Annotated in this window: 9 protein-coding genes; 3 read left to right on the top strand and 6 right to left on the bottom strand. The window is 60.2% G+C overall.

Annotation, left to right across the window (positions count from 1 at the left end; genetic code table 11):
- Nucleotides 1-191 precede the first annotated feature (191 nt).
- Complete coding sequence (locus SM763_RS04720) at nt 192-785, top strand: rhodanese-like domain-containing protein (protein ID WP_342455925.1); 594 nt, start codon at nt 192-194, stop codon at nt 783-785.
- Between the two features lie 85 nt (nt 786-870).
- On the opposite strand, the gene asnB is transcribed toward SM763_RS04720, so the two are convergent.
- Nucleotides 871-2,418, bottom strand: coding sequence for an asparagine synthase (glutamine-hydrolyzing) (gene asnB, locus SM763_RS04715; RefSeq protein ID WP_368997787.1), 1,548 nt, complete (start codon nt 2,416-2,418; stop codon nt 871-873).
- Between the two features lie 250 nt (nt 2,419-2,668).
- Between asnB and SM763_RS04710 the strand changes: the two genes are divergently transcribed.
- Nucleotides 2,669-3,568 (top strand): LysR substrate-binding domain-containing protein, encoded by a 900-nt coding sequence (locus SM763_RS04710; RefSeq protein ID WP_368997785.1) that lies wholly within the window; start codon nt 2,669-2,671, stop codon nt 3,566-3,568.
- A gap of 353 nt (nt 3,569-3,921) precedes the next feature.
- Nucleotides 3,922-4,590, top strand: a complete 669-nt coding sequence (locus tag SM763_RS04705; RefSeq protein WP_368997783.1) for a DUF2202 domain-containing protein — start codon at nt 3,922-3,924, stop codon at nt 4,588-4,590.
- Here SM763_RS04705 and SM763_RS04700 read toward each other — a convergent pair.
- The 5 genes from SM763_RS04700 to SM763_RS04680 all read right to left on the bottom strand — a co-directional run bounded on the left by SM763_RS04700 (nt 4,577) and on the right by SM763_RS04680 (nt 12,680).
- Nucleotides 4,577-5,044, bottom strand: a complete 468-nt coding sequence (locus tag SM763_RS04700; RefSeq protein ID WP_368946855.1) for a thioesterase family protein — start codon at nt 5,042-5,044, stop codon at nt 4,577-4,579. The two genes, SM763_RS04705 and SM763_RS04700, sit on opposite strands and share 14 nt — an antisense overlap.
- Before the next feature lie 15 nt (nt 5,045-5,059).
- Nucleotides 5,060-6,106: a methyltransferase gene (locus tag SM763_RS04695; RefSeq protein WP_368997781.1), complete on the bottom strand. Its 1,047-nt coding sequence runs from the start codon at nt 6,104-6,106 to the stop codon at nt 5,060-5,062.
- 295 nt (nt 6,107-6,401) lie between these two features.
- Nucleotides 6,402-7,124: a CpXC domain-containing protein gene (locus tag SM763_RS04690; RefSeq protein ID WP_368997779.1), complete on the bottom strand. Its 723-nt coding sequence runs from the start codon at nt 7,122-7,124 to the stop codon at nt 6,402-6,404.
- Between the two features lie 22 nt (nt 7,125-7,146).
- Nucleotides 7,147-11,331, bottom strand: coding sequence for a coiled-coil domain-containing protein (locus tag SM763_RS04685; RefSeq protein WP_368997777.1), 4,185 nt, complete (start codon nt 11,329-11,331; stop codon nt 7,147-7,149).
- A complete protein-coding gene (locus SM763_RS04680) occupies nt 11,319-12,680 on the bottom strand; it encodes a hypothetical protein (RefSeq protein WP_368997776.1) in 1,362 nt (453 codons plus the stop codon). Before SM763_RS04680 ends, SM763_RS04685 begins: the two co-directional genes overlap by 13 nt.
- Between the last annotated feature and the right edge of the window lie 50 nt (nt 12,681-12,730).

Here is a 12,730-nt window from a genome sequence, read left to right as displayed (position 1 = left end):
AAATTATTGATTTCATAAGCTTGCGGGCCGCTTGGGGGAGCTTCCATATAGCCGCTGCAAGGATCATAGCCGTTGCAAGGATCGTCGGGCATAGGCAGTGAGAGAGATCTGAACGCATCAAAAATGCCTCGACTGTGTGTTATTCGAATTTTAGAATGTGATAAGCGCACGAGATGAGGGAGGATTCAGACATGCGTGGAATGCTATTGGGCCTTTGTATAGCCGCCATCGCGGCGCCTGCACTGGCGGATAAGGTCGGCATCACAAAGGACATGATGAGCGTGACCGTGACAACGCCTGGCGGCGCTGTTGAGATCAAGCGCAATCAGGATCCCGAAGCGCGTCTGGGTGAACCTTGGACCAAAACCTCGCGTCCGTGCCCCAATTTTTGCATCCAGCCGATGACCCCTGCGCCGGGCGTGACAACCATCGGCGAGCTGGAAGTGCTGGAGTTCCTGAAATCGGGGGAGGCGCTGCTTGTCGATGGGCGCGTTCGCCCGCAATATGAGCAAGGCACAATTCCGGGTGCCATGTCGGTGCCTTATACCGAGGCGGCCGACCGGCTGGGGGAATTCGGTTGCGAGGTGGATTTCGATGGCTGGATCTGCGAGGGCGAGGTGCCTTCGGTCGTCCTGTTCTGCAACGGGCCATGGTGCGGCCAATCCCCGACGGCCGCGCGCCGCATGATCGAGGCGGGCTTCCCGGCCGAGAAAATCTACTATTATCGCGGTGGCATGCAAAGCTGGAACATGCTGGGGCTGACTGTGGTGCCCGGCGGTTCCTGAGACGAATATACCGACAAGCAAAAGCGCGCGCCTTGATGATTTTGCATCAGGGCGCGTGCTCTTAGTGACGAGGGCAGGCGGTGGTTCAGGCGACCACCCGGTCTGCCTCCCAGGACCCGGCTGCCTCCAGGATCCGCTCGGGGTCGCGATAGGCCTCGCGCAGCAGGTGTTCATACAGCGCGCCTTCTGACTGCCGGGTGACGGGGCCGCCGATCAGCGCTGCAAGAGCCTCTTCCAGCGCATCGACGGTGCCGGAGCCTTCGTCGAACTGCGCCTTCTTGCGCCAGACCAGATCCGGCGGCAGCAGGTCGTCGCAGGCCTTGCGCAGGATCCATTTTTCCGTTGTAGCGCCGGTTGCATCCGGGGCATCGGGGTCGGTGCGGCGCATCTTCAGGTCGGCGGGGATGGCCTGGGCAAAATCGATCAGCTCCCGGTCGAGGAACGGCGTGCGGGCCTCAAGGCTTTCGGACATGGTGACGCGGTCGACCCGTTGCAGATTGATGTTGTGCATGGTGCCAAGGGAGCGGGTCAGCTCATCCGCCAGCGCCCGGGGATCGTCGACATACTCGTGGTGGTAGGTATAGCCGGCGAACAATTCGTCGGCGCCTTCACCGGTCAGCACCGCCTTCACTTTGGCGCGTGCCAGCCGCGCAGCGAACAGGGTGGGCAGCGCTGAGCGCACCAGGTCCACATCAGCGGATTCCAGATGATAAAGGACATGCGGCAAGGCCTCTGCCACGTCCTGCGCGGTAAAGACGGTCTCGTAGTGGTCTGATCCGATATGGTCGGCCACGGCGCGCGCGGCGACCAGATCGGGGCTGCCCTTGGTGCCGACGGCAAAGGTCTTGAGCGGACCCAGTCCCTGCGCCTTGCGTGCCTTCTGCGCCAGCGCCGCGATGATCGAACTGTCCAGCCCGCCGGAGAGGAAGCTGCCGACCTCCACATCCGCGACCATCCATTTGGAAACGGCCCCCTCCAGCACCAGACGCAGCTCCTGCGCGGTGCCGTTGATATCGAGATCAGGCTCAGCCGCTGCGGCGCCCTGAGGCGTGCGATACCATTGCCGCCAGCCGGTGCGGCTGTCGAACAGATGTCCGGGCGGGACCGCTTCGACCTGCTCGACCGGGACGCCGTCGAACGCTTTCAGCTCGGAAGCGAAGACCAGCCCGTCGCCCAGCCGCGCCATGTAGAGCGGTTTGATCCCCAAGGGATCGCGCGCGGCAATGATGCGGTCCTTGGTGATCAGGACAAAGGCGAACATACCATCCAGCTGGGTGACCCAGCGGGAGCGCCCGGAGCGGAACAGGTGCATAATCGTTTCGCTGTCCGAAGCCGTTTCAAACGCCGCATCGCCTAAGATAGCCCGCAGGTCGGCGTGGTTGTAGATCTCGCCATTGGCGACCAGCATGTCTCCCGTTTGGTGGATCGGTTGAGCGCCGTCCTCGGGGCCGATGATCGACAACCGGCAATGGGCCATGGTGAAGGCGGTCTCTGTTGCAGGGGGCTCGATGGTGGGGGTATCTGCATGCCGGAGGACATGCACCTCGTCGGGGCCGCGATGGGCGATCTTCGCGATCATCTCCTCGGCCAGTCCGGCGTCGCTGATATTCCAGAAACAAACAAATCCACACATGGTTCTTGGTCCTCAATCGGTTCCATAGCGGTCGCCATAAGGGCGGGACCGCTTTTTGCGCGCGCCGTCCTTGCCGTGACAGGCCGCGCTGCGTTGTCTTGGCGGCGGCGGGGCAAGTGGGCTGCTGATCGGCTTGGGCCGATGAGCGGGCGCCTTCAAAGTTTTGCGGAACCATGGCTATCAAAATCTCGTGGTTGATAAAAATGAAACATTCTAGCACTATGGATTAGAAAATTTTGATTGTGGTGCCATGCCTCGACGTCTCCCTGTCCTAAACGCCCTCAGATCCTTCGAAGCTGCCGCCCGGCATGAAAGCTTCAAGGAGGCTGCGGCCGAGCTGAACGTGACCAATGCCGCCATCAGCCATCAGGTCAAATCGCTTGAAGAAGCCTTTGGGATGAGCCTGTTCCGGCGTCGTGGGCGTGCGGTTCAACCGACCGACGCGGCAAAACGTTTTGCAGACCGGATCGGCAAGGCCTTCGACACGATTGAGGCCGCTGCGATTGAACTGCAGGGCAATCCGATGAGCGGGACATTGCGGGTGGCGGTCACGCCCTTTTACGGCAATCGCATCGTATTGCCGCGCTTGTCGCGGTTTCATGCCATGTATCCGGAGATCACGGTCGAACCGGAGATGAGCGCCACGGATACCGATTTTCGCAAATCGGATCTTGATGGTGGCATGCGCTACGGCACCGGGGAGTGGCCCGGGCTGACCGCAGTCGAACTGCACCGTGATGAACTGGTGCCGGTGGCGGCGCCCTCGGTTGTCTCGGGGCGGCGTCTGCCACTGTCCGCCGATGAGATTGCCAAGCTGACCCTGGCCTACATCGAGGGCCGCAAGGACGATTGGCAGGCCTGGCTGAACCTTTTGGGTTATGCGGGGGCGCCACCACAGGACATGGTTGCCTATGATAGCCGGGCGCGGGTCGTGGACCTTGCCTTTGCCGGGCATGGTGCTGCGCTGGCCGATGTCAGCCTGACCGCTGCCGACGTGGCTGCTGGGCATCTTGTGCGCCTCAATGAGGCCCGCCTGACCACCGGACGGGGGATGTGGCTGGTCTATCCGGATACGGATTTCCCCGATCCGCGGCTCATTGCCTTTGGCGAATGGTTCAAATCCGAGGTCGCAAAGATCCCGATCGCCTAGGTGCTCGACGTGAGTGGGCCTCTCAGCAGTGAGGCTTTGCTCCGATCTCTCCAATGCGATCTTGAAATGTGCTCTAAGCATTCTAATGGCTGTTGTCAGAACGCATGCGCTGGCATGTCTGGCAGCATGCAGAGGTTGCCAATCGGCTTCCAAGGCTTGCGGCACGACGTCACGAGTGCAGTCGTTGCAGCGGGCACACGGCAAAATTTCGCTGCCAAATCAGCGGCGCAACGCCGGTCTGCTGGCAGGCCAGTTTCAATTCACGAGCCAATTTACATATATATTTTTCCGAATGTAATGGGCGCGCCGGGCCTCGTTCACCTTGAGATCAGCAACCGGCACAGGAGAAAGACATGAGCATGAACAGTGTTTCCTACCGCGAGTACACAGTGAGTTTCGAAGGCGCCGACCGTGTTAAGCTGTCGGCCGAAACCGGCCTTGATACAGGTATTGGCGGTGGCAAATGGCACCGCAACGAAGCTGAGACACAGCAGGTTGAAACGGTATCAACCGATGATGCCTCTGTTGCTGTGACGCTGAGCGCTGAGGCCATCGCAGAGCTGAAGTTCATGATCGAAGAGGAAAAGCTTGCGGGCGATCTCTACGAGGCCTTTTACGATGTTTATGGAGAGGAGATCTTCGCCAATATCGAGGAGTCCGAAGACCAGCACTTTGACGCGCTTGTCGACTATGCAGAGAAGATCGGCGTCGATGTCGATTCCTTCGTTTTCGACACCGCTGGCGAATTCTCCAATCCCGAGTTGCAGGAGATGTACGACACGCTTCTGGAGCAGGGGCTGACCTCGCTAGAAGACGCGCTGGAGGTCGGTGTGGCGATCGAGGAGAAAGACATCGTCGATATCGCGGCTGCGGCCGAGGCCGTGCCGGACACTGCTCTGGCGGACATCTATGAAAACCTGTTGCAGGGCTCATATGCGCACCTTGATGCCTTTGAGGCTGCAGCCACGGACCTTGCAGGTAAAGGCAGACCAGCTGGTCGGGGTGGCGTCAACCGGGAGTAGTTCCGCGCAATTGGCGCACAGCCCGCCCGGCCCATTCCGGGGGCGGGGACAGGACGGCATCCAAAAGGCTATTATAAACTGCCTCGGGGAAAGCTGTCGCCCGTTGTTGTCGCGTATCGTAGTGCAGCAGCATGCATTCAAAGGTCGCGCATTCCTGATCAGCCGACCACATTGTGTGCCCGATCTGCAAACGTTTGCTGTCCACGCCCAGGATCGCCGCTTCGATTGACAAGGTTGCCGGAGCGCGCACTTCCCCCACGTACCGCAGGTGCGTCTCAAGCGTATATAGCGCGCAGCCCGTTTCCTCGAAATATGCGGTACCGATCCCGAAACGGTCCTGCAGTTTCCATGTCGCATTGCTGAACGGGACCAGATAGTAGGCTTCGTTCAGGTGGCCATAGGCATCCAGCCACTCCTGCTGAAGCGGCTCTTCGTGTACGCGAAATGTCGACATCTTCGCTCCCCCGGCTCAGGCAGGTTTGGAAAAGACGACCAGTTTGGTCATCGCCGGGATCAGGTTGTCGACGGTCTCTACCTCGAAACCGATCGTTTTGCCCATTTCCGTCAGCCAGCCCACCGACAGCGAACGGGCGTCGGGGGTGAAGGCCATATGCTGCAACTGCCAGAGTGCGGCCAGCGCGGGTCCGCGGCGGTTCTCTTCCACCATGAAGTCATGCACCATCAGGTTGCCACCGGGAGCCAGCGCCTCAAAGCCTTTCGTCAGCAGGCCTTCGACGTCGTCGCCGGGAACGCCGCTCATCAGATAGGACATCAGGATGGCGTCCTGATTGCCTGGCCACTGGATTTCGATGGCGTTGCCTGGAATATAGCGCACCCGGTCGATCAGACCGGCCTCGGAGACAAAACCCCAGCCGATTTCTGCCACGTTGGGGAAGTCGATGATGGTGGCCTCAAGGTTCTCATATTCGTTGCACAGGCTGATGGTCATCGCGCCGGTGCCGCCGCCCACGTCCAAGAGGGTCTTGGCATGGGACAGGTCCACAGTGCGGGCCAGTGTGCGCCCCGGGCCAAGAGAGCCGGCGTGCTGGCTTTCGGAATAGACCGAAGCCTGTTCTTCATCCGCCATCCAGTGCCGGTAAGAAGCGATTGCATCCTCGGAGAGTTCACCTTTCATCACCGCATTCAGCTGCAGCAGGAAGGGGTACATCTGTTGGTCGATCTGATAGCGCAGATAATCGCCGAAATCGTATTTCGATGTTTTCGAAAGGAAATTCTGCGCGGCGGGGGAATTCTTGATCTTGTCATCGTCCGTGTTGCTCAGCAACCCGACGCTGGCCAGCGCGGTTGTCAGCGTGACGATGCGGTTGAGCGGCACATCCGCAGCCTCTGACAGTTCTTTGGCCGTCTTGGGGCCGTCTGCGAGCAGTGAAAAGATACCGACATGCAGACCGGTGAACAGCGCCTTTGATGCCATGAAACTGAAAGCGATGGACGACAGATCCTCCGCGCTTTCGATTGCATTGTTGTCGAGTGTCGCCGGGGTCAGATCCTGCATGAAGCCCACTTACCTTTCTGTCATTTCGGATGTGTCTGGGAGCATACACAGCCGTAGCTGCCACGCAACAGTAGTGCCGGGAACATGTTACAAGTTGTCGGTTTTGAGCTAAATTTTGATGCATTCTACGGTGGAAACCACTTTCTATGGCCTGCGTTTCCACTCGCAAAGGGCAGGGCACGGATGGGTTTAACCGCACCTAGTGGCAGGGCAGATCGCCTGATGTCTGCCCGACAAGAGGAACGTTTTTGCCCCTCCGCCGCCGCGGTTTGCGCTGAGTGTCGGCTGCGCGGTGTTAACCTGCCTGGCGTTCATCGCCCGTATGGCGGCCTTCACCCATGTAGAGTTTCTGCATATCGACGAAAGGTCCTGTCTCCAGCCGACCGCGGATCGCGGCCCATCCCTCCGGGTTGTCACGGATTATCTGATACAGCTCTGATGGCACGTTCAGGTATTCGATGTATTTTTCCGATGCGGTTTCCAGCCAGGCAAAGACATAGCTGCCGGTCTCTTCGTCCACATCGACAAGTCGCAGTTCAATGCCTTCGGCCAAGGGGGCGGTTTCTACGCTGCGCAGGATATGCAGTTTCATCATCTCGACGATCACATCGTCCAACTCCAGTTGCCGCAGCAGCAATTTTTCCCGCACCGCTGGCCAACCAAAGGTCAGTCGCACGGTTAGCCCTTTGCCGACCTCCTGCGCGGCAGCGGGGGCCTGCGACCCATAGCTGGTGGAAAACAGATCATTGGCCTCATCCTCCAGCTCCAGATGATCGCGCAACCGGTTGGCGGGCATAGCAGCGATCCATTGCCCGCGCCCGGCGTCGAGGTAATTGAACTGCGGTTGCAGGCGAAAACTCTCGCCGCAGGCGGGGCAGGCCGCGTCCTGAAACCGGTCCTCCAGGATGTCGTCCCGTAGGTCGGGACGACGGTCGGCGTTGACACTGCCGACGGCGGACATGGACACGGGCGCCTCGCATTGCGGGCAGAGCAGATTGACGGGATGAAACAGGGACATCGGTCGGCGGCCTTTCGATCAGTCAGAGTTTGGACAACCAGTCAATCGCCGGATGGTTCGGTTTCAGCTTGCCCGAGTGATAGGCGGCATAAAGTTCGGAAAACCATTCGCCCGGCGCCCGGAACTGGTAGCCGGTCATGCCCTTGGCGCGTGCGCCAAGCAGATAGGAGGTCCAGCTGTTGGTATAACTCTCCTGATACACCACCCCGTCGATCGCGAGCTTCTTGGCAGAGGTCATGCTGGACCATGGTTTTGCGGGCTCCGAGGCGCTATCGATATGCGCCTGAACCTGAACGCGCCGGGTTTCCCATTCTTCGTCCGTGCAGGTCTCGTCCGCGGGTTTGTCCGGGGCATGGGCGCTTGTGCTATGGGCCATGTATTCGGTGATATAGTCTTTGTCGTATTTGAACTTCTTGGCAAATTTCTCGGCGATGTCCGAAATCGCCATGCCGTATTCGGTCCAGCCACCGAAATCCTTTTTGCTGCCGTTGCTGTTCATGAAACCGTGTTTGTCATCCACCGCATGGCCAACCTCGTGCAGGGTGTTCCAGTTGAAATAGGTCACCGGTTCTTCGTTCGCGGGTTTGCATTTTTCCAGCTCGGCGCGCTCTTCCGGGGTGGCCGCATCATCCAGGCTGCCGACCGCGTCATCACTGCCGAAGGCATAGTTGGGCGATAGGCCCGCATCACCTTCGTGCATCACGATCCGTTTCTCGTTGCCCTGGTACATGGATCCGCCTTTGTCGGCTTCGTTGATGGCGAATTTCTTCAGCGAGTCATTGTTGAGCGTGTGGTCCAGCGGCAGGTCTTGCATTGCCTTGTAGAAGGCCACGATATTGGGGCCTTTCAGATCGCCATCGGCGATTTCGGTGGCTGGCGCCAAGTTCTTGTTGCTGAAGTTCTTGATATCGCAGCCAAAGCGCGCCTTGAAGGCGACCTTGACCACCGCGCGCTGGGCTTCCGGCTCCAGATTGTCGATCATCGCATCCAGCTCGGCGGTGCCACCCGGGCGTGCCAGGATTTTCTCGATGTCTGCCGGGTCTGGCGGCGTATTGGCCCGCATCTGCGCCATGACATAGGCGCTGGTGCCAATGGCGCGTGCCTCTTCCAGCAGCTTGATAGCATCTGCAGGCTGTTTACCTGCGTCCTGCGCCGCGGCATCCGCCAGTTTCTTGCGCATGGTGTCGATGCTGGGTTTGATGGCGTAGCGGTGTTCGTGCCCTTCGAGCACGGCCAGACGGGGCTCCACTTCCGGTTCGGCGCGCAGCTCTTTGTACGTCTTATGCTGCTTGGCCAGCTCCAGCGCCGTCTTGGTCAGGGCGATGGCCTTTTCGATATCGGCGCTGACCGCAGCATAGTTCTGGCCACCTCTGGCAGCGGTTTGCGCCCCAGTCAGCAGCTTTTCAACTTCGGCGACCTCGACGGCGACATAGGCGGCTTCTTCGTGGTCCTCGACCGGGGTCAGGGCCGTGCGGGCGCGGGCGATTTCCTGCGTGATGAAGGCATTTTGCGAAATCACCTCATCCGCCGTGTTGCAGGCCTCCAGCGCGGCAAGAAGATGCGCTTTGGCGACCTTTGGCGCCAATCCGTCTTTCTGGCAGTTTTCGATTTCCGCCGTCGCGGTCTTCAGGTGTACCGCTGCGACATCGGCGTTTTCACGGCTGCCGACAACTTTGATCGACAGTTTCGCCGCCTGCACCTGCGGCCACCACGGGGCGCTGTCCTCGTCGCCGCCAATGGCAGAATTCACCACTTCAAGGATGCCATGCGTCTTGGCAGTCGACAGGGCCTCTTCGGCCGAGGTTGCCACTTCCTCTGCCATGGTTTTTGCCGTCGCGTAGTCACTTGGTGCCAGTTTGACCAGCGCGTCATATTTGGCTGTCAGCCGGGTCAGCTGCGCCGCGATGGCGTCGGCCTGCTTGTGCGCCTGCGCCTCGTCCAGCTTGGCCTTTGCCTCTGCCCGGGCGGTTTCATACGCCGAGGATCCGGTGATCGCGGTCAGCAACGCCTTGGCGGTCTCGGTGAGAGCCTTCAACTCCTTCACGGCTTGTGAGTAATCGTTTTCCGTCAGGTCGGTCCGGGTGGTATCGAGCTTGGCTGCCGCCAGCCGGTCTGTCATCTCCTTGATCCGGTCCTTGGTGGCATCGTTGCCTTCGGCGGCCAATGCATCGACCGCTGCCTGCGCATCTGTAACCGCCTGAGGGTAGGGCGCCGCCGCTGCGAGAAGAACCTTGCAGGCCTCGATCTTTTGATAGGCCTTTTCGAACATCCCGCGCGCGGCCGTGTAGGTATGCGCGGCCTTCATCGCCTCATATTTGGCAAAATCCGCATCCGCGCGGGCGATCTGATGTACCCCGGCTTCCTTGCCCGGTCCGATCAGCGTGGCACGGGGCACCTTGAAATAGGGACCTTCCCAGCCCAGCACGGTTTTGAGTGTCGTCAGATCCGCGTCGGTGGCCTTTTCCCAACCGGCTGCATCCTTGGCCTTCTCCGCGGCGCCTTTGAAATCCCGCGCGGTTTGCAGCCGGATACTCTCGTCGATCAGCGCCTGTATCTCGGTCTTTCGATGCTCCAGCTGTGTTTCTACATCGCCTCCCTCGGTGGTGATCTTGGCGATCACTGCGGTTGCCTTGGCTCGGTCCGCCTTGATCGTCTTGTAGAGCTCACCTTCCGCGCGGGCCTGGTCGACCATAGCGCGTGCGGCGGCAAGCTTGGCCTCGGCGCCGTCGTAGTCATAGGCCTCGGGCTTGATCAGATCGTCTGCTTCGCTGGTCAGACGGGTGATGTCATCCAGATGCGGCTGCAGGCAATTGGCATCGTTCAGCGCCGCCAGCCCAGCCACCCGCGTTCCCAGCGAGGTTTTCAGTTCCTCATAGGCGTGATGCTGATGGACCAGCACCATGGCGAGTTTCAGATTGGCGATGGCGCTGTCCAGATGCGCGCGCGCGTCGTCATATTTCTTGGCCTTCTTGGCTTTTTCAGGCTCGGCAGCAGGCACCTGGGCCTTGGCGATCAGCACGGTGAAATCATTGCCGGTATCCGCCGCGACCACCTTGTCCCGGATATCGGTGAAGACCTTGAAGGCCGGATCCCATTTCTTTTTCAGGTTATCCAGCGCGGCGGTATCGGTCAGCCCGTCGAGTTCAACCGAGGCTTCTGCCGCAGCCTTAGCGCTGTCGATGCGTTTTTCCGCATCCGCAAGGCAGGTGTTGGCCGTGGTGAAGTCGAGCTTGAGCGCATGGGCCACGGCTTCGGCCAGCAGCGCCTCGGCATCGGCCAGCATGCCTGCGGCTTGCGGTACGTTCTTCAGCGGTGCGATCTTGCCCTGAACGACCTGGCGCTTTTCCTTGTAGGCCTTGCAGGCGTCCGCCTGTGCAGTGGTCGCAGCCCAATCCCCGGCCGTGGCATCCAGCAGGGATATGGCGGTTGAGTATTTGTGAAGCGCCGCTTCCGCCTTGGCCGAGGCGAGATCGCTTTCCATTTTCAGAATGATCACCTGGATGCCCGAGGCGCCATCGTGGTCCTTGAACTCTTTCAGCTTGGCCTCAAAGGCGGTTAGCTTGGGCGCGTATTGCTGCACCACGGGAATTTCGGTTTCCAGAAATGCGCGCAGGTGCCAGAACTTGCCAAGGGTCTTGAGTGACTCGGCGTAGTCCTTGCTCGTGGCGACATCGGAATCGTTGTAATAGCCATTCGCCTCGGCCAGCTTGACCGTCAGCAGGTTTTTGACAGCGCCGGGAAGCGTGGCCCAGTAATCGACCCAAGTCTTGGCCTTGGGCCGGGCGTCTTCATAGCTTTCCCGCAGCGTCCGCACCCGGGCGGTTTTGGCGTAAACTGCGGCGATCTCATCCAGCTTCTTGATGCCATCCTTGAATTTCTTCGCGGCCTTGTCCTGCTGCGCCGCATCGTAAAGGCGTTCCATCTCGCGGGCGGCATCATCGATCGCTGGATCGCCGACCGTCACCCCACGCGCAGCGTCGGCCAGCTCCTTGCGGTCGGGGTCCAGCGCCATGAAATGGGCAAAGTCATCGGCCAGCACCTCGGCCTTGGTGATCTCGGCCTCAGCAGCCGTGAGCGCCTCAGTCGCGGTTTTCAGATCGTGAGCCTTTGCCTTTGCGATGGCGTCCGTGCGGATGTCGTTGATCTTGGCGATTTCGGGCGTGATTTCCGGAGCCCCGGCCTTTGGATGGCTGGTCAGGGGGACCATCCGCAGGTCAAAGATCGCCAGCGCCTTGCCAAAACCGGTCTTGGCTTCGGTGTCGGTGGCAACTGCCTTTTCAGCCCGGCAAGGGCCTTTTCGCCAGCGTCCAGCTTGGCCGTGCTGCTGCTTTCGGGCTTGGCCTTGGCTTCGTTCGCCAGCGCCTCGACTTTCTCCAGGGCGGTCTTCCATTTGTCCGGGGTCTGGCTGACCGCCTCGGGCACGATGGTGTTATAGGTCTTCACCGGCCCGTCGCGCAGCTCTTTCAACGCGGCTTCGATACGGGCAATCTGGTCGGAAAGGTCGGTATCATCCGTATCGCCACCGGCTTCGCCTGAGGGCGGAGCGGATTGTTCGGGCGCTTTTTCCGGTGCGTCCGGGCGGGGGATCGTTGTCGTGTCGCCGCCTTCGGCCGCCTCGGCCCCTCCGCTTGGCGGGGCCGGTTCTTCCTGAGGTGCCTCGGCCGCGGCCTGACGAGCCTTGGAAATGGCCTGTGCCAGCGGACCGACCGCCTTAAGCGCGCCTTCGAAATCAGGCGGCGTGGCTTCCACCCTCGCGGTGATCTGAGCCCAGACCGCCTGAATTTTCTCGGATTGGGTTGTCTTGAAGGAGAGTACCTCGTCGATCAGCGGCTTCAGCTTGGCTTCTGCCTGCTGCCACTTTGCCTCAAGCAGGGTTTGCCGCTTGGCCCGCGCAGCGGCGTCCTGGGCCGCAGTCTTCATCTCGGCCGACAGCTTGGCCACATGTTCTAGCGCCGTGGCAAAGGCGCCGGTGTCCGCCTTGGCCTGCAACGCCTTCCAAAGCGTCTCGACCCGGGAAAGATCAATCCTGGCGATCTGACGCAGCTTTACGAGGTTGGCTTCGACCTTTTTCGCGGCTGCAGCCCATTTCTCCTCTGCCGGATCAGTGGCGCCTGTGGGCGCTGAAGGGCCATCCGGTTCTGCCGTTTCCGTCGCCGTCTCGCCGCTTGCGGCCTCCTTTGCGGCGGGGGGCTCTTCGTCCTCATCTTTTTCCGCCTCGACGACCTGTCCGTCGGGGTTCTGAATGATGATGCTGTATTTCAGCCCGACGACCATGAACATTTTCTTGGTCTTGCGGGCCATGCCCGGCGGGATCTTTCCTTCGACAATGAGGGTCAGTTCCTTGCCGTCCAGTTTCAGCCGTCCAAAGGTGAACTGCGGCGTCTCTCCATCGGATTTCGCCTGCTTGCCAAGCACCTTGGCGGCTTTGGTCTTGTGGGTGAGAAAGACCGAGTCTTCGATCTTCTTGCCAAAACACAAACCAAAGGCCAGCTCGCGTTTGCGGGCGATTGCCATCTGTTGTTTGATTTCTTTCGCGGCAGATCCATCAAGAGGCATTGGGCAGCTCCTGGACTGAAAAACTGTTTAAAAATAGCACGCTACACACT

It is taken from the genome of Pseudophaeobacter sp. C1-32P7, assembly GCF_041008775.1.
GTDB lineage: Bacteria > Pseudomonadota > Alphaproteobacteria > Rhodobacterales > Rhodobacteraceae > Phycobacter > Phycobacter gallaeciensis_A.
The sequence above is the reverse complement of the archived record's forward strand: the minus strand, read 5'-3'. Positions and strand labels throughout refer to the sequence as shown.

Coding starts and splice junctions, on each gene's coding strand:
- SM763_RS04680 (WP_368997776.1), bottom strand. CDS start 12,680: ATGCCTCTTGATGGATCTGCCGCGAAAGAAATCAAACAACAGATGGCA.
- asnB (WP_368997787.1), bottom strand. CDS start 2,418: ATGTGTGGATTTGTTTGTTTCTGGAATATCAGCGACGCCGGACTGGCC.
- SM763_RS04690 (WP_368997779.1), bottom strand. CDS start 7,124: ATGTCCCTGTTTCATCCCGTCAATCTGCTCTGCCCGCAATGCGAGGCG.
- SM763_RS04710 (WP_368997785.1), top strand. CDS start 2,669: ATGCCTCGACGTCTCCCTGTCCTAAACGCCCTCAGATCCTTCGAAGCT.
- SM763_RS04700 (WP_368946855.1), bottom strand. CDS start 5,044: ATGTCGACATTTCGCGTACACGAAGAGCCGCTTCAGCAGGAGTGGCTG.
- SM763_RS04685 (WP_368997777.1), bottom strand. CDS start 11,331: ATGGTCCCCCTGACCAGCCATCCAAAGGCCGGGGCTCCGGAAATCACG.
- SM763_RS04705 (WP_368997783.1), top strand. CDS start 3,922: ATGAGCATGAACAGTGTTTCCTACCGCGAGTACACAGTGAGTTTCGAA.
- SM763_RS04695 (WP_368997781.1), bottom strand. CDS start 6,106: ATGCAGGATCTGACCCCGGCGACACTCGACAACAATGCAATCGAAAGC.
- SM763_RS04720 (WP_342455925.1), top strand. CDS start 192: ATGCGTGGAATGCTATTGGGCCTTTGTATAGCCGCCATCGCGGCGCCT.